The organism is Serratia sp. X3 (genome assembly GCF_014982455.1).
GTDB lineage: Bacteria > Pseudomonadota > Gammaproteobacteria > Enterobacterales > Enterobacteriaceae > Serratia > Serratia ureilytica.
In genome coordinates, this window is the sequence record NZ_JADCNB010000003.1 from 149325 (window position 1) to 166216 (window position 16892).

The 16892-nt window shown below is 62.0% G+C and carries 19 protein-coding genes; 4 read left to right on the forward strand and 15 right to left on the reverse strand.

The window, feature by feature from the left end; all coding sequences use genetic code 11:
- Nucleotides 1-51 precede the first annotated feature (51 nt).
- Nucleotides 52-930, reverse strand: a complete 879-nt coding sequence (locus tag IMX17_RS14945) for a U32 family peptidase (RefSeq protein ID WP_046897988.1) — start codon at nucleotides 928-930, stop codon at nucleotides 52-54.
- A gap of 11 nt (nucleotides 931-941) precedes the next feature.
- Nucleotides 942-1937 carry a peptidase U32 family protein gene (locus IMX17_RS14950; RefSeq protein WP_016929314.1) on the reverse strand — a complete coding sequence of 332 codons (996 nt, stop codon included), beginning with the start codon at nucleotides 1935-1937 and terminating at the stop codon, nucleotides 942-944.
- 258 nt (nucleotides 1938-2195) lie between these two features.
- On the opposite strand from IMX17_RS14950, the gene IMX17_RS14955 reads away from it, so the two are divergent.
- Nucleotides 2196-2717 (forward strand): SCP2 domain-containing protein, encoded by a 522-nt coding sequence (locus tag IMX17_RS14955; protein ID WP_193549899.1) that lies wholly within the window; start codon nucleotides 2196-2198, stop codon nucleotides 2715-2717.
- Nucleotides 2711-3214: a GNAT family N-acetyltransferase gene (locus tag IMX17_RS14960; protein ID WP_193549900.1), complete on the forward strand. Its 504-nt coding sequence runs from the start codon at nucleotides 2711-2713 to the stop codon at nucleotides 3212-3214. Before IMX17_RS14955 ends, IMX17_RS14960 begins: the two co-directional genes overlap by 7 nt.
- A 750-nt stretch (nucleotides 3215-3964) precedes the next feature.
- Here the strand turns inward: IMX17_RS14960 and IMX17_RS14965 are convergent.
- The 4 genes from IMX17_RS14965 to speFL form a co-directional block, all read right to left on the reverse strand.
- On the reverse strand, nucleotides 3965-4258 hold the full coding sequence (locus IMX17_RS14965; RefSeq protein WP_193549901.1) for a GIY-YIG nuclease family protein: 294 nt from the start codon (nucleotides 4256-4258) through the stop codon (nucleotides 3965-3967).
- Nucleotides 4259-4344: 86 nt separating this feature from the next.
- Nucleotides 4345-5661 carry a putrescine-ornithine antiporter gene (gene potE, locus IMX17_RS14970; protein ID WP_015376426.1) on the reverse strand — a complete coding sequence of 439 codons (1317 nt, stop codon included), beginning with the start codon at nucleotides 5659-5661 and terminating at the stop codon, nucleotides 4345-4347.
- Between the two features lie 62 nt (nucleotides 5662-5723).
- Complete coding sequence (speF, locus tag IMX17_RS14975; RefSeq protein WP_193549902.1) at nucleotides 5724-7886, reverse strand: ornithine decarboxylase SpeF; 2163 nt, start codon at nucleotides 7884-7886, stop codon at nucleotides 5724-5726.
- A 274-nt stretch (nucleotides 7887-8160) separates the two neighbouring features.
- Complete coding sequence (gene speFL, locus IMX17_RS14980) at nucleotides 8161-8265, reverse strand: leader peptide SpeFL (protein WP_004933443.1); 105 nt, start codon at nucleotides 8263-8265, stop codon at nucleotides 8161-8163.
- A 434-nt stretch (nucleotides 8266-8699) separates the two neighbouring features.
- On the opposite strand from speFL, the gene IMX17_RS14985 reads away from it, so the two are divergent.
- Together IMX17_RS14985 and IMX17_RS14990 are read left to right on the forward strand one after the other, a co-directional pair.
- Nucleotides 8700-9140: a YhbP family protein gene (locus IMX17_RS14985; protein ID WP_193549903.1), complete on the forward strand. Its 441-nt coding sequence runs from the start codon at nucleotides 8700-8702 to the stop codon at nucleotides 9138-9140.
- 30 nt (nucleotides 9141-9170) lie between these two features.
- The gene (locus IMX17_RS14990) at nucleotides 9171-9803 is read left to right on the forward strand and encodes an NAD(P)H-binding protein (RefSeq protein ID WP_193549904.1); all 633 of its coding nucleotides are present in this window, start codon (nucleotides 9171-9173) and stop codon (nucleotides 9801-9803) included.
- On the opposite strand, the gene phnP is transcribed toward IMX17_RS14990, so the two are convergent.
- Genes phnP through phnH form a run of 9 tightly spaced genes read right to left on the reverse strand, consistent with a single transcriptional unit; the run spans nucleotide 9760 to nucleotide 16890 of the window.
- Nucleotides 9760-10542, reverse strand: coding sequence for a phosphonate metabolism protein PhnP (gene phnP / locus IMX17_RS14995; RefSeq protein ID WP_193549905.1), 783 nt, complete (start codon nucleotides 10540-10542; stop codon nucleotides 9760-9762). The genes IMX17_RS14990 and phnP overlap by 44 nt on opposite strands.
- Before the next feature lie 15 nt (nucleotides 10543-10557).
- Nucleotides 10558-11160 carry a DapH/DapD/GlmU-related protein gene (locus IMX17_RS15000; protein WP_015376431.1) on the reverse strand — a complete coding sequence of 201 codons (603 nt, stop codon included), beginning with the start codon at nucleotides 11158-11160 and terminating at the stop codon, nucleotides 10558-10560.
- Entirely contained in the window at nucleotides 11157-11726 is a 570-nt protein-coding gene (gene phnN, locus IMX17_RS15005) for a ribose 1,5-bisphosphokinase (RefSeq protein WP_193549906.1), read from the reverse strand. Before phnN ends, IMX17_RS15000 begins: the two co-directional genes overlap by 4 nt.
- Entirely contained in the window at nucleotides 11726-12862 is a 1137-nt protein-coding gene (phnM, locus tag IMX17_RS15010) for an alpha-D-ribose 1-methylphosphonate 5-triphosphate diphosphatase (RefSeq protein ID WP_015376433.1), read from the reverse strand. Before phnM ends, phnN begins: the two co-directional genes overlap by 1 nt.
- On the reverse strand, nucleotides 12862-13566 hold the full coding sequence (phnL, locus tag IMX17_RS15015) for a phosphonate C-P lyase system protein PhnL (protein ID WP_193549907.1): 705 nt from the start codon (nucleotides 13564-13566) through the stop codon (nucleotides 12862-12864). The genes phnM and phnL overlap by 1 nt, the downstream gene beginning before the upstream one ends.
- A 16-nt stretch (nucleotides 13567-13582) precedes the next feature.
- Nucleotides 13583-14371, reverse strand: a complete 789-nt coding sequence (gene phnK, locus IMX17_RS15020) for a phosphonate C-P lyase system protein PhnK (RefSeq protein WP_033636845.1) — start codon at nucleotides 14369-14371, stop codon at nucleotides 13583-13585.
- On the reverse strand, nucleotides 14371-15231 hold the full coding sequence (locus IMX17_RS15025; RefSeq protein ID WP_016929301.1) for an alpha-D-ribose 1-methylphosphonate 5-phosphate C-P-lyase PhnJ: 861 nt from the start codon (nucleotides 15229-15231) through the stop codon (nucleotides 14371-14373). Before IMX17_RS15025 ends, phnK begins: the two co-directional genes overlap by 1 nt.
- Nucleotides 15224-16309, reverse strand: a complete 1086-nt coding sequence (locus tag IMX17_RS15030; protein WP_047572955.1) for a carbon-phosphorus lyase complex subunit PhnI — start codon at nucleotides 16307-16309, stop codon at nucleotides 15224-15226. The genes IMX17_RS15025 and IMX17_RS15030 overlap by 8 nt, the downstream gene beginning before the upstream one ends.
- The gene (gene phnH / locus IMX17_RS15035; protein ID WP_193549908.1) at nucleotides 16309-16890 is read right to left on the reverse strand and encodes a phosphonate C-P lyase system protein PhnH; all 582 of its coding nucleotides are present in this window, start codon (nucleotides 16888-16890) and stop codon (nucleotides 16309-16311) included. Before phnH ends, IMX17_RS15030 begins: the two co-directional genes overlap by 1 nt.
- Between the last annotated feature and the right edge of the window lie 2 nt (nucleotides 16891-16892).

The following is a 16892-nucleotide window of genomic DNA, read 5'->3' on the forward strand; positions in this document are numbered from 1 at the left end:
TAATGGCGCGAAAGGCCCCTCAGGCGAGGGAAAGCCCGGCGGCGGCCTCCATCATCCCACCAATTCCAACCCCGCCACGCGGCGCCAGTAGCCGTTGCAGTCGGCATGGTCGGTCAAGGCCAGCGGCTGTTCGCCGCGCTCGTTGGCGCGGAAGGCATCGATCTGCGCCAGCGTCTCGGCGCCCTGCGGCGACAGCCGCACGATGTCCACCAGCCCCTGCATGTTCGGCAGCTCGTTGCCGAGGTTATAGCAGTAACCGCTCATCGTCTGGATGCCGTTGAGTACGAACACCTGCTGTTGTTCCTGCGAACGCATCATGCGGCCCTGCGGATACTTGATGCAGCAGGTTTCGCACTCGTCCTTGCCGCGGTTCTCCGAGCGGGCGGTGAAGCAGCGCGCCGAATAGGCCAGCGGCAGATGGCCGTAGCTCAGCACCTCCACCTCGAAGTCGTGGCGGAAGCCCAGCTCGTCGCACTGCGTCAGCAGATTGGCCAGCCAGTCGCGCGACAGCTCGACCGGCATGCACCAGCGGATCATGCCCTGACGGCGCAGCAGGCGCAGGGTATAGGCGTTGTAACAGTTCAGCGCATGGCCGGCGACGAACGGCAGGCCGCGCTCCGCCGCCATGTTGACCGCGCCCAGATCGTTGGCTTCAAACAGGAACTCGCCGTTTTCCACATAGCGTTTCAGCTCATTCAGTTCGGACGGCGCCTGCAGCAGCGCCAGCGTGGAGATCACCACCTGTTTGCCGCTGCGGGCGATTTCGCGCGCCAGCGCCAGCCAATCGCCGACCTTCATCTCGCGGCGCTTGGCGCAGACGCTCTCGCCGAGATAAATGATGTCGGCGCTGCTGTCCGCCGCCTGTTGATAGAACGTTGCGATGTCGTTTTTCGGCCAGTAGTAGAGTACCGGCCCGAGTGCGTATTTCATGTTTCCTCCGGCTACTGCCATTTGCGGTGATAGGCGCCCAGCGTGGTTTGGGTGCCTTCGGACATCGCGCCCAGCGTCTCCATCCAGGCGGCGTCGGCGCGGTAGGCGGCCGGATCGGCCTGGCAACGGTCGATCGCCTGGCGCCAGACGCGCGCCACCTGGCTGACGTAAGCCGGGCTGCGCTGGCGGCCTTCGATCTTCACCGAAGCGATGTTGGCGGCCAGCAGCGCCGGCAGCAGCTCCAGGGTATTGAGGCTGGTGGGTTCTTCCAGCGCGTGGTAGCGCACGTCGTCCACCAGATAGCGGCCCTTGCACAGCGTCGGGTAACCGGCGTTTTCGTGGTCCTGATAGCGGTCGATCAGCACGTCGTTCAGGCGCGACTCCATGCCCTGTGCGGTTTGCTGCCAGCGCACGAAACGCGCCGGCGAACAGGCGCCGACGGTGTTCGGCGACTCGCCGGTCAGGTAGGAGGAGAGGTAGCAGCGTCCCTCGGCCATGATACACAGGCTGCCGAAGGCGAACACTTCCAGCGGCACCGGGCTGGTGCGCGCCAGCTGTTTCACCTGGTGCATCGACAGCACCCGCGGCAGCACCACCCGGCCGACCTCGAAGTTGCGCTGGTAGAAACGGATCGCCTCCTCATTGGTGGCGGAAGCCTGCACCGAAACGTGGCGCTCCAGCTGCGGGTAGCGCTGGGCGGCGTATTCCAACATCGCCAGATCCGCCAGAATCAACGCGTCGGCGCCCAGTTGGGCGGCCATATCCACCGCGCGCTGCCAGCGGGCGTAGCCGTCGGGATGGGCGAAGGTGTTGATGGCGATATGCAGTTTGCGGCCGTGGCGATGCACGTAATCGACCGCTTCCTGCAGCTTTTTCTCGGTGAAGTTGAGGCCGGCGAAGTGGCGCGCGTTGGTATCGTCTTTCAGCCCGATGTAAACGGCATCGGCGCCGTTATCCACCGCGGCCTTCAGGGCCGGCAGGTTGCCGGCGGGACAAAGCAGCTCCATAGATTTATCCTGGCTTAGCCGTACGCCCGGCCGGGCGCACGCTGTCTTTAAAGGTTGCCGACGACGGTGTTCCGCCGGCAAACGCGAATCGGGGAGACCATTTTAGGCAAAGGGGCGCGCACGGGTTTTGATTTGAGGCAGCTTATGGCGTATTGATAAACATGGCGGTGAAATGCACTATTTGTTGATATAGACCGCTGAAGCCGCGCGTCAGTGTGGCAAAATAGCGGTAGTCCGTATTGAAAGGAGTGGATGACCGTGTTGGAACAACTACGAGCACGTCTTGTGCGCCAGGGGCCGTCGCTGCTGCGCATCCCGCTGAAATTCACGCCGTTCGCTCTGCAGCGCCAACTGCTGCAACAGGTGCTGAGCTGGCAGTTCCGCCAGGCGTTGGCGGATGGCGATCTGGTATTTCTCGAATCGCGCTGGTTAAAGATCGAAGTTCGCGATCTGGCGCTACAATGGTTTATGACGGTAGAAAACGACAAACTGGTGGTCAGCCAGCACGCCGAAGCGGACGTCAGCTTCAGCGGCGACGCCAACGATCTGATCCTGATCGCGGCGCGTAAGCAAGATCCGGATACGCTGTTCTTTCAGCGTCGGCTGCAGATTGAAGGGGATACCGAATTGGGCCTGTATGTGAAAAATTTGATGGACGCCATTGAGCTGGAAAGCATGCCTGCGCCGCTGCGCATGGGGCTGTTGCAGTTGGCTGATTTTGTTGAAGCAGGGCTGCAGGAGGGCACGGCGTCGGCTTCCCGTGTGGCGACATCATGCTGATCCGCGTAGAGATCCCGGTAGACGCGGCGGGTATCGATGCCTTGCTGCGCCGCGCCTTTGGCCGAGATGAAGAAGCCGACCTGGTGCAGCAGCTGCGCGAAGACGGCCTGCTGACGCTGGGCGTGGTCGCCACTGACGACGAAGGCGGCGTAGTGGGTTATGCCGCGTTCAGCCCGGTAGACGTGGCCGGCGAAGACCGCCAATGGGTGGCGCTGGCGCCGCTGGCGGTAGATGAAAGCCTGCGCCGTCAGGGGCTGGCTGAAAAGCTGGTGTACGAGGGGTTGGATTCGCTGAACGAATTCAGCTACGCCGCGGTGGTGGTGCTGGGCGATCCGGCCTATTACGGCCGCTTCGGTTTCAAACCGGCCGCCGCCTATGGCCTGAATTGTCGCTGGCCTGACACGGAAAGCGCATTCCAGGTGTATCCGCTGGCGCAAGACGCTCTGAATGGCGTCAGCGGCGAAGTGGCTTTTTCGGCGCCGTTTAATCGTTTTTAACCACCGGCAACAAATACTCAAGCGACAGCGGCGGGTGATTCATCAGCCGCTCTTTTTGTATTTTGCTCAGCTGTTTGAGTTGGCAGTTCAGCTCTTCTGTGGTGTCTATGTGTCTGAGTGAAGCGGATGGTGACACCAAACAGGGAACTCAATAATCGCCCCTAAAAATGCAGCAATGCCTTTTTACTCAGTTCTTGGTTGCCGAACCCTTTTTTGAGTGATTTACATAATTTCTTGATTTTATGTGATGTTTTTAGACGCTTTGAAAAAGGGTTTTTTAAAAGATATACCGATTTTCTTCCAACAATCAGATGATTAGCGCTAAGATTCAACGGTGCACTGCCGTACAGGCAGCTTAGAAAGTGGGCGTTGGTGCCCCCGAGGCCGGGGCCGTGTGCACTGCCGTACAGGCAGCTTAGAAAAAAAAACGACAGGAACATCCTTCACTTCGACGGTGCACTGCCGTACAGGCAGCTTAGAAAGTCAATGCCGATATGCTGCACGTTATAGCGATGTGCACTGCCGTATAGGCAGCTTAGAAAAGTTCGCCACCACGCCCGTATATGCCCCGCGAGTTCACTGCCGTACAGGCAGCTTAGAAACACTCCCCCCAGATGTTGTAACCGCTGTTCCAGTTCACTGCCGCATAGGCAGCTTAGAAAGGGCATAGATTTGGACGTGAGCAGCGTCCGCGGTTCACTGCCGTCCAGGCAGTTTGAAATAGAAGGGATAACACTTTACTGACACGTGTTAATCAGGCAACAAATACTCAAGCGACAGCGGCGGGTGATTCACCAGCCGCTCTTTTTGTATTTTGCTCAGCTGTTTGACGCGGTATTCCAGCTTCAGCGCCGTTGAGCGATCCCCCACCTGGCAGTGAAACGCCAGCGTCAGCTCCCCTTTACCACGCAGCGCCTTGGCGCCTTTGCCGGCTTGATGTTGCGCCAGGCGGCGCGCCACGTCGGTGGTGATGCCGGTATACAGCATGCCGCTCGGTAAACGCAGCATGTAGAGGTGCCAGGGAGTGGGGGTAGTGTCGGTCATCGTACGCCGTTTCGGTGGCCAGGGTCGGCGTATGATGGCATGTTCGCCGTCACAATCCCATCCCCGGCCGCCGGAGCCTTACCGCTTTACCCCTTTTTTCCCGCCAGCTCGAAGCGCGGCGAGACGATGCCGTACAGCGTCCAGCCGAGGAAGGTGGCGATGGCGCCCCACATCATCGCTTCCTCACCGGAGCTGTAAAGCGCATAGAAGCTGTACAGCGCGCCGATGCCGGCGATGATATTGGCGATGCGCGCCTTGTTGTCCGGCACCTTCGCCACTTTTTGAATAATGACCAGCGCCGCCATCGACAGGATGTAAGGGATGATGTTGGTCACCACCGCCAGGTTCACCAGCACGTTGAACTGCTTGTTCAGCGACGGGCTGATGGTCATCAGAGACAAACCGCTCTGGATGACGACGATGGTCAGCATGCCTTTAACCGGCGCGTCGGCCTTGCTCAGCCTGGAGAAGATTTTCGGGAAGAAGCCGCTGTCGGCGGAGGATTTGAACACCTGGGCGATGGTGAACTGCCAACCGAGCAGCGAGCCGACGCAGGACATCACCATCAACGCCATGATGATCTTGCCGACCGTCGGATTGAACATGTGGGAGAACGCCAGCCCGAACGGGGCGGTGGAGTTGGCCAGATCCATGTTCGGCACGATGCCGGCGATCACGTTGGTCGAAACGATATAGATCACCGCCGCGCTGAGGGTGCCGCCCAGTACGGCGATCGGCACGTTGCGCTCCGGATTTTCCACCACGTCGGTGTTGGCGCAGGCGGATTCCAGCCCCAGGAACGCCCACAAGGTCATTGAGATCGAGGCGCCGATGGCTTCGAAGGTCGGCACCTGATGCGGGTTCCAGGCGGCGACGTAGGCGCTGCCGCTGAACCAGTACCAGCCGATGACCGAGATGCCCACCACCGGAATGATCACGCCCCAGACGGTGATGCCGCTGATTTTGCCGGTGATGCGCGCGCCGCCGAAGTTAGCGACGGTCGCCAGCCACAGCACGCCGATGGTGGCGATACAGATACCGAGCGGGCTGAGCGTGGTGTCGAACAGCTCGGTGCCGTAGCCGACGGCGGAAATGGCGATGGCGATGTTGGCGATCAGCAGCGAAACGCCATAGGTGTAGTTCGCCATGAAGTTGCCTGATTTACCGAAGGCGTATTCGGCGTAGCCGCCCATGCCGCCGGATTTACGGCTGAACATGCCGCATTTGGCGAAGGCGTAGGCCAGCGCCATCGAGCCGACGGCGGTCACCAGCCAGGAAACGATCGAAATCGTGCCCACTTCGGCCAGCTTGGTCGGCAGCATAATTATGCCGGAACCCATCATATTCACGGCGGTCAGGATCGTTAATTGCACGACCCCCATTTTATTGTTGGACTTACTCATGATCATTTTCTCTTTTAGGATGCGATCCGGGCGGCGAGAATAATCGCCGCCCCGTAAGGTGATTAATTTTTCATGACGTAGCCGTAAGCGCGGTTCCAGCCGTCCTCATCCTGTTGGATATAAACGCCCTGCAATTCCGGCGCGAATCCCGGCAATAAGTTGATGCCTTCTTCCAATGCCAGGAAATAACGCTGTGCGGCGCCGCCCCAAATTTCACCGGGCACGACGCACAGCACGCCAGGAGGGTAAGGCAGGGCGCCTTCGGCGGCGATGCGGCCCTCGGCCTTGGCCAGCGAGACCAATTCCACGTTGCCGCGAACAAACTCGGTATTGGCGTCCTGCGGATTCATCACCACGCGTGGGAAATAACTTTTGCGGAACATCTCTTTTTGCAGTTCTTTAACGTCATAGCTGACGTAAAGGTCGTGCATTTCCTGACACAGCTGGCGGATGGTGTAGTTTTTGTAGCGCTGCTGGTGGTTTTTATAGACCGCAGGCAGCACCTCGCTGAGCAGGGAGTTTTGCTCGATGTGCTTCTCGAAGCGGGCGATCAGGGCCACCAGGTGTTGCATCTTGGCGATGTCTTCCGCCGGCGTCAGCAGGAACAGGATCGAGTTGAGATCGCATTTTTCCGGCACGATGCCGTTTTCGCGCAGGTAGTTGGCCAGAATGGTCGCCGGGATGCCGAACTCGCTGTAGCTGCCGGTCGCGGTATCGATGCCCGGCGTAGTGAGCAGCAGTTTGCACGGATCGACGAAGTACTGCGATTCGGCATAGCCCTCAAAAGCGTGCCATTTTTCGCCGGGCACGAAGTTGAAGAAGCGCAGATCGTTGGCCATCGCCGCGGTGTCATAGGCTTGCCACGGCTTGCCGTCGATCTGATCCGGCACGAACGGTTTGGTCATCGTGCAGGTATCCAGCAGCATTTTGCGCGCTTCGATGCCCACGCGCACACATTCTTGCCACAGGCGCTGGCCGCTCTTGCCCTCGTGCATCTTGGCGTTGACGTCCAGCGCGGCGAACAGCGGATAGAACGGGCTGGTGGAGGCGTGCAGCATAAAGGCGTTGTTGAAGCGCTTGTGGTTGCAGTAGCGGCTCTGGCCCTTGATATGCTTGTCTTTTTTGTGGATCTGCGAGGTCTGCGAGAAACCGGCCTGCTGCTTGTGCACCGACTGGGTGACGATGATGCCGGGATCGTTCTCGTTCAGCTCCAGCAGCAGCGGCGAGCAGTCTTTCATCATCGGAATGAACTGCTCATAGCCCACCCAGGCGGAGTCGAACAGGATGTAATCGCACAGGTGGCCAATCTTGTCGACCACCTGACGGGCGTTGTAGATAGTGCCGTCGTAGGTGCCGAGCTGGATGATCGCCAGGCGGAACGGGCGGGCTTCGTTGGCGCGTTCCGGCGCCACTTCGCGGATCTGCTGGCGCAGGTAGCGCTCGTCGAAGCAGTGCGCGTCGATGCCGCCGATAAAGCCGAACGGGTTGCGCGCGGTTTCCAGATACACCGGCGTGGCGCCGGCCTGGATCAATGCGCCGTGGTGGTTGGATTTATGGTTGTTGCGGTCAAACAGCACCAGATCGCCGCGCGTCAGCAGGGCGTTGGTCGCCACCTTGTTCGAGGCCGAGGTGCCGTTGAGCACGAAGTAGGTCTTGTCGGCGTTGAACACCTTGGCGGCGTGCTGCTGCGCCGCGCAAGGCGCGCCTTCGTGGATCAACAGATCGCCCAGTTTGACGTCGGCGTTGCACATGTCGGAGCGGAAAAGCGTTTCGCCGTAGAAGTCGAAGAACTGGCGGCCCGCCGGATGTTTGCGGAAGAACTCGCCGCCCTGGTGGCCGGGGCAGGCGAAAGTGGCGTTGCCCATTTCCACGTACTGCGTCAGCGTGTTGAAGAACGGCGGCAGCAGCTCGCTCTCATATTTGGCGGCGGCGGCCTCCAGCTGTTTGCCGTAGAACTGGGTATTCTTGCCGCACAGTTCAAACACGCCGTGCAGCGCCGGCAAGACGGCGTTATCCAGCTCTTCTTCGCAGCAGACGGCGACGAACAGCGGAATGTTCAGGCCGTGCTCTTCGATGCGCGCCACCATGCCTTGCGCGACGTCTTCTACCGACAGCACGATGGCGGCGACGTCATTGAAATCGCTGTGGTGCACATCGACGATGTCGCGTTCAGTTTCAAAGCAGCCGAGGGTTTGGGTGTTGGCGGCAATTTTTAATTTTTTCATTTTTCTCATTCTTCAGGCAAAGGCGCGCCGTCGGCAAATAATTCCATTTGCCGCTAACGCCCTCACGAAAATAAAGGTGTACGAGAACCCAGCGATGCCCTAAGACATTAACTGTGTTCTTTGTTTTATTTTTCTTGGAGGCTCTTTGACGGTATTAAAAATGTATTGCGCGCCCTTCCCGGTTTGCGAGGGAAAGACATTATCACCGGAGTGCGGAGAATAAAGTGAAACGCAAAGACACTCTTAACAACGGCGTAAGAGCGAGGGGTGAGGGTTATCTGTAGTTGAAGAATGCGAAGCTAAAGCAGCTGCGATGAGCCATCATCATAATATGGGTTGTGCGCCTGATGTGCGCCATTTTTCGGTTATTGTTTTCCATTTTCTAATCCACCTTGCTGAGTGAAAAGATGGCGCTATTTTAACGCAAGATGCGCCAAAAATTGTGATGATAGTCACATAAATGCCGGTTTTGATAAATAACTATTCACCGGTTATGCAATATGTTGCATAACTATCATCCTGGCGCAGAGATTGGCATGTAAATGAATTGCTAATGCTCGCGGGCCTTAATCGCTTAATTTCAATGCCGCTCTGAAAGGAATAAAAAAAGCGGCCAAATAACCGGCTACATAACGATCAAATAAATCCGTCTTGTATTTTTTATGTTATCAATCTGATTTATGTGAAAAATAAATAAAAATTCACAATTGATGTATTTGTATTCATGCGTGGTTTTTGATGATTATCGTTATTTGTGACTCGCTTCAACAACGCAGGGTAAGATGAAGTGAGTGAACCGGGAGGCGAGTAACCTTGAATACCCCAGAACAATGGCAACAGATTGCGGATTTCATCGGCAAACAACATGTCTTGACGCTGTGCGCCGGCGACGGTCTCGACATGTGGTGCGCCAACTGTTTTTACGTGTTCGACGCCGCGACGATGGCGCTGTGGCTGATGACCGAACCGCACACCCGCCACGGCGGGCTGATGCTGAACAACAGCCGGGTGGTCGGCACCATCGCGCCGAAACCGAAAAGCATCGCGCTGATCCGCGGCGTGCAGTACCGCGCCGAGGCGGTGCTGCTGAGCGGCGAAGAGGCCGAGGCGGCGCGCGCGCGTTACTGCAAGCGCTTCCCGATCGCCAGGGCGATGAAGGCCTCGGTATGGCGGCTGGATCTGCATGAGGTGAAGATGACCGACAACACCCTCGGCTTCGGCAAGAAGCTGCATTGGGCGCGGTCTATACTTTAAGTCGACGTATTGATTACAACGGGAGATTGCATGGCGCGAGCACTGTTAGTCGGCGCAACCGGGCTGGTGGGGCGCGAGTTGTTGCAGCTGTTGCAAAGCGATCCGCAGGTAACGGCCATCGTGGCGCCGACGCGTGCGCCGCTGCCGCCGCACGGCAAGCTGACCAATCCGGTCGGCGATGCGCTGTTCGAGCTGCTGAGCGGCCTGCAGCAGCCGGTCGATCTGGTGTTCTGCTGCCTGGGCACCACCCGCCAGGCAGCGGGCAGCGCCGATGCCTTCCGCTACGTCGATTACCAACTGGTGGTGGAGAGCGCGCTGACCGGTCGCCGGTTGGGGGCGCAGCACTGTCTGGTGGTGAGCGCGTTGGGTGCCAATGCGCATTCCACCTTCCTGTATAACCGCACCAAAGGCGAGATGGAGCAGGCGCTGCGCGAACAACACTGGCCGCGCCTGACGCTGGTGCGGCCTTCCATGCTGGTGGGGGAACGCCCTGCGCCGCGCCTGATGGAGCGCCTCACGCTGCCGCTGTTCAGGCTGCTGCCCGGCAAATGGCGCGCCGTCTCCGCCAAAGACGTGGCGCAAACGCTGCTGCAGCAGGCGTTTACGCCGGGCGAAGGGGTCAGGGTGTTGGAGTCGGATCGGCTCCACTGCTACCGAGACTGACGCTGAGGTGGTCGAACGCCAGCTCCAGCCCGGCGGGCAGCTCGTTGTCCAGCAGCCATCGATCGAGATGATGGCTGATGTGCGTTAGCAGCGTGCGTTTGGGCTGCAGCAAGCGCTGCGTCTCCTGCGCGCGGGTCAGATCGTTGTGGTTGCGCGGCGTCTGCGGCTGAGGCGGCAGGCTGCAATCGAGCACCAGCAGATCCAGCGCCACGTTCTGCAGATAGTCGGCGGTGGCCGGCGGCAGGCCGACGGTGTCGGTCAGGTAGGCCAGCGCAGCGCCCCCCGCCTGGATCAGATAGCCGTGGGTCAGTTTGGAGTGTTGCAGCGGTAGCGGGGTGATGCGCATGCCGCCCAGCTCGACGGTGGTGAAGGGCGCCAGCGGCGGCTGAAACGCCAGAATGCCGGGGTGTTTGAACAGGTCGTCGCAGCCCTGTTCATCCGGCGGGCCATACACCGGAATGGAATTTCCGCACCCCCAACGCAAAGGAAATAACCCCTGAACGTGATCCATGTGGTAATGTGTCAGTAAAAAACGTTGAATTTGCCCCGCCGAAAATCGCCGCTCCAAAGCCGGCAATCCCGCATCCAATAAGGTCGTTTCTCCCTGATAGTTAAGCATGGCGCTGCACGCTCGCCGCCGAAATGCCGGCTCGCGCCGCGCCCGTTGGCAGATCAAACAGTCGCAGCCGAACGCCGGCACCTGCTGTGCGCCGCCGGTGCCGAGAAAGGTCAGTTGCATCGCTCCCCCCCTCCGTTAAAGGTACTTCTGGGCAAAGCGGTTGATGTCGCGAAAATCCGCCAGCCGCGCCTGCAGCGTGGCGTGATCCCAGTGCCACCACTGGCTGCGTTCGATACGCTCTATCAGCGCATCGTCGAAGCGCATGCCGATCTTTTTAGCCGCCACGCCGGCGACGATGCTGTAAGGCTCCACGTCCTTGGTGACCACCGCTGCGCTGCCGATCACCGCGCCGTTGCCGACGCTGACGCCCGGCATCAGGATGGCGTTATGGCCGATCCACACGTCGTGGCCGACGGTGACGTGGTGCTCGCGCCGCCAGTCGAAGAACGCCGCGTCGTCTTCCCCCAGCCCGTATTCGGAAGCGCGGTAGGTGAAGTGGTGCTGCGCGATACGCTGGTAGGTCGGGTGGTTGCCGGGATTGATGCGCGCATAGGAGGCGATGGAAACGAACTTGCCGATAGTGGCGTAAAAGATCTGGTTGTGCCCGGCGGTGTAGGAGTAGTCCCCCATCTCCACCTCTTCCAGGATCGCATCGTCGGCCAGGTGCACATACTGGCCGAGCCGGGTGCGGTTAAGGGTCACGTTGTCGCCGATTTTCGGCTGGGCAAAGTCGTTCATAGCGTCGCATCCTGAGCTTGTCGGGTAGAGGTCGGCAGCAGCGCCAGCAGCGCCGCCAGGGTATCGTCGAGTGGGCCGTCGTTGTGCAGCACCCGGCAGCCGGCGGGCAGGCTCTGCTGATATTCCGCCGCCCGCGCCAGCCGCTGCGCGATCTGCTCGGCGCCTTCTCGCCCGCGATCCTGCAGGCGTTGGCGCAGGATTGCGGCGCTGACCTGCAGGCACACCGGCAGCAGCTGCGCACCGTAGCGCTGCTGCGCCTGCGGCAGGTGGGCGCGTGAACCGTTGACCGCCACGTCGATCCCCTGCAGCAGCCAAAGATCCACCTCGATCCCAAACGCGTAGCGCTGCTGGTGCGCCTGCCAGTCGAGCGCGAACAGCCCCTTGGCGCGGCGACGCAGAAATTCCGGTTCGCTCAGCGCGATGTGATTCTCGCAGCCGGCGTCCGCCGGCCGGGTGATATAGCGGTGCGCCACCAGCGGCGCGCGGTCGGCGTCGGCCCGCAGCGCGGCCAGCAGGCTGTCCTTGCCTGCGCCGGAAGGCCCCATCAGATAGATGAGCCGCGCCATCAGAACACCTGCCTGCCCTGGCGCCACACGTTCTGCACGTAAACGTGCTCGCCGTGCGGCCGTGCCAGCACCAGATCCGCCCGCAATCCTTCGGCGAGGGTGCCGCGATCCTGCAGATCCAGCGCCCGCGCCGGGTTACGGGTGATCATGCGCACCGCCTGGGGCAGATCGTAGGCGTTGCGCTCGTCCGCCGCGAGGCGAAACGCCGCGTCCAGCAGGCTGGCCGGGTAATAATCGGAAGAGAGGATATCCAGCACCCCCAGCGCCGCCAGGTGGTGCGCCGCCACGTTGCCGGAGTGAGAACCGCCGCGCACGATGTTCGGCGCGCCCATCAGCACCTGCAGGCCCTGCTGGTGCGAAGCGCGGGCAGCCGCCTCGGTGGTGGGGAACTCGGCGATGGCGCTGCCCAGCGCGCAGGATTCCGCCACGTGGGCGGCGGTGGCGTCATCATGGCTGGCCAGCGAGATGCGGCGCGCGCGGCAGTGGGCGGCGATCGCCTCGCGGTTCGGTGCGGCCCAGCGGGCGGACAGGGCGACCTGCTGCTCCTCGTACTCGCTCATCTGCTGGTCGTTGAGGTGGTATTTGCCCTGATAATATTCGCGATACTTTTCGCGCGAGGCGAACTGGCGCTGGCCCGGCGAGTGGTCCATCAGCGACACCAGCGACACGCCCGGCTTGTCCATCAGCTGTTCGAACAGCGGCAGGGTGCTCTCGTGCGGCAGTTCGCAGCGCAGGTGCAGCCGGTGCTCGGCGCGGTTCACCCCGGCGCGCTGGCTGTGGATCACCGCGTCGATCATCTTCTGCAGGTTTTCCAGCCGGTGGCCGCCGTCGCGCACGTCGCCGATCGCCACCGCGTCCAGCACCGTGGTGATGCCGTTAGCCACCATCAGCGCGTCGTGGCTGCTCATCGCCGAATGGGCCGGCCAGTCGACGTTCGGGCGCGGGGTGAAAAACTTGTCCAGGTTGTCGGTATGCAGCTCGATCAGCCCCGGCAGCAGCCAGCCGCCGTCGCCGTCCAGCGCCTGTGGCAGCCGGCTTGGGCCGTCGGCGAAGCTGCGGATCACGCCGTCCTGCATCTCCAGCGAGCCTTGCACCACCTGGTCATCCAGCACCAGCTTAACGTTATTGACGATCATCAGAGGGCCTCCAGCGCCTGCGGCGCCTGCATGTCATAAAGCCGGTCGGCGACCTGTCGGCGGACGCCTTCATCATGGAAAATGCCGACGATCGCCGCGCCGCGCGCCTTGGCGCGTTCGATAAGCTGCACCACCGCCGCGCTGTTGCGGCTGTCGAGCGAGGCGGTCGGTTCATCCAGCAACAGGATCGGGTAATCGACGATAAAGCCGCGCGCGATGTTCACCCGCTGCTGTTCGCCGCCGGAGAAGGTGGACGGCGCCAGCGGCCACAGGCGCTGCGGCACGTTGAGCGCGGCGAGCAGCGCTTCGGCGCGTTCGCGGCATTCGGCGCGCTCGACGCCCTGTTCCAGCAGCGGCTGCATCACCACCTCCAGCGCGCTGATGCGCGGGATCACCCGCAGGAACTGGCTGACCCAGCCCAGCGTATGGCGGCGCACCGCCAGAATCTGGCGCGCATCGGCACTGACCATGTCCAGCCAGTCGCCCTGGTGGTTGATCCAGATATGGCCGCTGTCCGGCAGGTAGTTGGCGTACAGCGAGCGCAGCAGGGTGGATTTGCCGCTGCCGGAGTGGCCGTGCAGCACCACGCATTCGCCGGCGTGGACCGTCAGGTTGGCGTCGTGCAGCACCGGCAGGCGGGTGCCGTACTGCTGGTGCAGCACAAAGGTTTTACTGAGATGTTCAACTCGGATTTGCATAGTCATCTGTTATCGCCTTGGGTTACGACAGCACCGAAGAAACCAGCAGCTGGGTGTAGGGGTGGTGCGGATCGTCCAGCACCCGGTCGGTCAGGCCGCTCTCCACCACTTCGCCCTGTTTCATCACCAGCAGGCGGTGGGCCAGCAGCCGCGCCACGCCGAGATCGTGGGTGACGATCACCGCCGCCAGCTGCATCTCCACCACCAGGTTGCGCAGCAGATCGAGCAGGCGCGCCTGCACCGACACGTCCAGCCCGCCGGTCGGCTCGTCCATAAACACCAGCTTGGGGTGGGTGACCAGGTTGCGGGCGATCTGCAGCCGCTGCTGCATGCCGCCGGAGAAGGTGGTCGGCAGATCGTCGAGGCGCGACAGTGGGATCTCGACGTCTTCCAGCCACTGGCCGGCCTGGCGGCGAATGTCGCCATAGTGGCGCTGGCCGATAGCCATCAGCCGCTCGCCGATGTTGCCACCGGCGGAGACCTGCGGCCGCAGCCCGTCGAGCGGATGCTGGTGCACCACGCCCCAGTCGGTGCGCAGCAGGCGGCGGCGATCGCTCTCCGCCATGGCGTACAGATCGTGTTCCTGGCCCGCCTGCGGGCGGTAAAGGATCTGCCCGCGCTGCGGCGCCAGCCGCGCCGAGATCGATTTCAGCAGCGTGGTTTTGCCGGAGCCGGATTCGCCGACGATGCCCAGCACTTCACCGGGGTAGATATCGAACGACACGTCGCTGAAGCCCTTGCCGGGGGCGTACAGGTGGGTGAGCCGGTTCACCGACAGCAGCGGGGTGGTGCTCAAAGGGGTGGAAGTCATCAGTGCTGCGCCTCTTGCGAAGATTGCGCCAGCTGCTGCCGGCAGTAGTCGGTGTCCGAACAGACGAACATGCGGTTGCCCCGATCGTCGAGCACCACCTCGTCCAGATAGCTGTGGCGCGAGCCGCACAGCGCGCAGGGTTCGTCCCACTGCTGCACGCTGAACGGATGGTCGTCGAAGTCCAGGCTCTCCACCTTGGTGAACGGCGGCAGGGCGTAGATGCGTTTCTCGCGCCCGGCGCCGAACAGCTGCAGCGCCGGCATCATGTGCATTTTCGGGTTGTCGAATTTCGGGATCGGCGACGGATCCATCACGTAGCGATCGTTGACCTTCACCGGATAGGCGTAGGTGGTGGCGATATGGCCGTAGCGCGCGATGTCCTCATACAGCTTCACCTGCATCACGCCGTACTCCTCCAGCGCGTGCATCTTGCGGGTCTCGGTTTCGCGCGGTTCGATAAAGCGCAGCGGCTCCGGGATCGGCACCTGATAGATCAGGATCTGGTCTTCGCGCAGCGCGGTTTCCGGAATGCGGTGGCGGGTTTGGATCAGCGTGGCCTCCGGCGTGCGCTCGGTGGTGGCCACCCCGGCGACGCGCTGGAAGAAGCGGCGGATCGACACCGCGTTGGTGGTGTCGTCGGCGCCCTGATCGATCACCTTCAGCACGTCGGCGCGGCCGATGACGCTGGCGGTGAGCTGAATGCCGCCGGTGCCCCAGCCGTAGGGCATCGGCATCTCGCGGCCGCCGAACGGCACCTGGTAGCCGGGGATCGCCACCGCCTTGAGGATGGCGCGGCGGATCATGCGCTTGGTCTGTTCGTCCAGATAACCGAGGTTATAGCCGGTCAATACTTCACTCATCGCGGGCCTCCTGACGCTCGCTGTATTCCTGCCGCAGCCGCTTGAGCAGTTCCAGTTCGGCCTGGAAGTCGACGTAGTGCGGCAGCTTGAGGTGGGAGACGAAGCCGGCGGCCTCGACGTTGTCGGCGTGGGCCAGCACGAACTCTTCGTCCTGTGCCGGGCCGGCGACGCCTTCGCCGTAGTCCGGGCTTTGCAATGCGCGATCCACCAACGCCATCGCCATCGCCTTGCGTTCGGCGCGGCCGAACACCAGCCCGTAACCGCGGGTGAAGTGCGGCGGATGGTCCTTTGGATCGACGAAGCCGTTGACCATTTCGCACTCGGTCAGCAGGATTTCGCCGATATCGATGGCGAAACCGAGCTCTTCAGGCACGATCTCCACCGAAACGTGGCCGGTGCGGATCTCGCCGGCGAACGGGTGGTTGCGGCCGTAGCCGCGCTGGGTGGCGTAGCCGAGCGCCAGCAGAAAACCTTCGTCGCCGCGCACCAGCTGCTGCAGGCGCGCCGAGCGCGAGCAGGGGTAAACCGGCGGGTTGCGGGTGATGTCGTCCGGCGCGCTGCCGTCGTCCTGTTCCTCCCGCGCCAGCTGCTGGCGACACAACAGATCAAACACGTGGCCGCAGTTGTCCGGCAGCGGTTCGTCGGCCTGCGGCGCACGCGGCGCCTCGCCTTCCGCCAACAGCGCGAAGTCCAGCAGCCGGTGGGTGTAGTCGTAGGTCGGCCCCAGCACCTGCCCGCCGGGCAAGTCCTTGTAAACCGCCGAGATGCGCCGCTCCAGCCGCATGTTTTCGCTGGCCAGCGGCTCGCTGACCGCCAGGCGCGGCAGGGTGGTGCGATAGGCGCGCAGCAGGAAGATCGCCTCCACCAGATCGCCGCTGGCCTGTTTGATGGCCAGCGCCGCCAGCTCGCGATCGTAGATGCCGCCTTCGGTCATCACCCGATCCACCGCCAGCCCCAGCTGCTGTTCGATTTGTTCCGCGCCGATCGCCGGCAGCGCCTCGTCGCCGCGCCGCAGCTGTTCCTGCAGCTGATGGGCGGCCTCAATGGCTTTTTCGCCCCCTTTTACCGCTACGTACATCAGCACACCTCCACGCGGGTGGTCCGCGGGATCGCCAGCAGGCGATCGCCGCAGGTCAGCAAGATATCCAGCCCCAGCGGGAAGCGCTGCGGGCGGTTGACGAGATAATCCAGCAGCGCCGGCGGCAGGCGCGGCGCTATCAGGCGTTGGCTCTCGATGCCGGGGCCGGTCAGGCGCAGCGCGGCGCCGTTCTCCAGCTCAGCGAGCTGCACGATGACCGTGGCGCCGCATTCCGGCGAGATTTCAGTGCCGTGCGGCAACGCCTGCAGATCGGCGGCCTGCACGTGCTCATCGAACAGGGCAAAACAGACCTCCTGCGCCGTGGCGGCCAGCGGCGCGCCGCTGTGAAAACGAATGTTTGTTAGCACTTGCTCACTTTTAAGCGCAGCGCACAGCTGCAGCGGCGTTTCCTGATCGGCCAGCGTCAGCAGCGCGGCGGTGCTGGCGGCGTTCAGCGGCGCCCAGGCCGGGCCGTTCGTCAGCGTCACCCGATGGCCCGGTTCGCTTAAGGCTTTAAGAATCAAACGGAAAGCGTGCTGCGATTGGTCTATCGGTTGCTCAAAACCGGTCAATAAACTCATGG

What these genes read in the sequence shown, in the direction of transcription:
- IMX17_RS14945 (WP_046897988.1), bottom strand. Translation starts at nt 930, where the DNA reads ATGAAATACGCACTCGGGCCGGTACTCTACTACTGGCCGAAAAACGAC.
- IMX17_RS14950 (WP_016929314.1), bottom strand. Translation starts at nt 1,937, where the DNA reads ATGGAGCTGCTTTGTCCCGCCGGCAACCTGCCGGCCCTGAAGGCCGCG.
- IMX17_RS14960 (WP_193549900.1), top strand. Translation starts at nt 2,711, where the DNA reads ATGCTGATCCGCGTAGAGATCCCGGTAGACGCGGCGGGTATCGATGCC.
- IMX17_RS14965 (WP_193549901.1), bottom strand. Translation starts at nt 4,258, where the DNA reads ATGACCGACACTACCCCCACTCCCTGGCACCTCTACATGCTGCGTTTA.
- potE (WP_015376426.1), bottom strand. Translation starts at nt 5,661, where the DNA reads ATGAGTAAGTCCAACAATAAAATGGGGGTCGTGCAATTAACGATCCTG.
- speF (WP_193549902.1), bottom strand. Translation starts at nt 7,886, where the DNA reads ATGAAAAAATTAAAAATTGCCGCCAACACCCAAACCCTCGGCTGCTTT.
- speFL (WP_004933443.1), bottom strand. Translation starts at nt 8,265, where the DNA reads ATGGAAAACAATAACCGAAAAATGGCGCACATCAGGCGCACAACCCAT.
- IMX17_RS14990 (WP_193549904.1), top strand. Translation starts at nt 9,171, where the DNA reads ATGGCGCGAGCACTGTTAGTCGGCGCAACCGGGCTGGTGGGGCGCGAG.
- phnP (WP_193549905.1), bottom strand. Translation starts at nt 10,542, where the DNA reads ATGCAACTGACCTTTCTCGGCACCGGCGGCGCACAGCAGGTGCCGGCG.
- IMX17_RS15000 (WP_015376431.1), bottom strand. Translation starts at nt 11,160, where the DNA reads ATGAACGACTTTGCCCAGCCGAAAATCGGCGACAACGTGACCCTTAAC.
- phnN (WP_193549906.1), bottom strand. Translation starts at nt 11,726, where the DNA reads ATGGCGCGGCTCATCTATCTGATGGGGCCTTCCGGCGCAGGCAAGGAC.
- phnM (WP_015376433.1), bottom strand. Translation starts at nt 12,862, where the DNA reads ATGATCGTCAATAACGTTAAGCTGGTGCTGGATGACCAGGTGGTGCAA.
- phnL (WP_193549907.1), bottom strand. Translation starts at nt 13,566, where the DNA reads ATGACTATGCAAATCCGAGTTGAACATCTCAGTAAAACCTTTGTGCTG.
- phnK (WP_033636845.1), bottom strand. Translation starts at nt 14,371, where the DNA reads ATGACTTCCACCCCTTTGAGCACCACCCCGCTGCTGTCGGTGAACCGG.
- IMX17_RS15025 (WP_016929301.1), bottom strand. Translation starts at nt 15,231, where the DNA reads ATGAGTGAAGTATTGACCGGCTATAACCTCGGTTATCTGGACGAACAG.
- IMX17_RS15030 (WP_047572955.1), bottom strand. Translation starts at nt 16,309, where the DNA reads ATGTACGTAGCGGTAAAAGGGGGCGAAAAAGCCATTGAGGCCGCCCAT.
- phnH (WP_193549908.1), bottom strand. Translation starts at nt 16,890, where the DNA reads ATGAGTTTATTGACCGGTTTTGAGCAACCGATAGACCAATCGCAGCAC.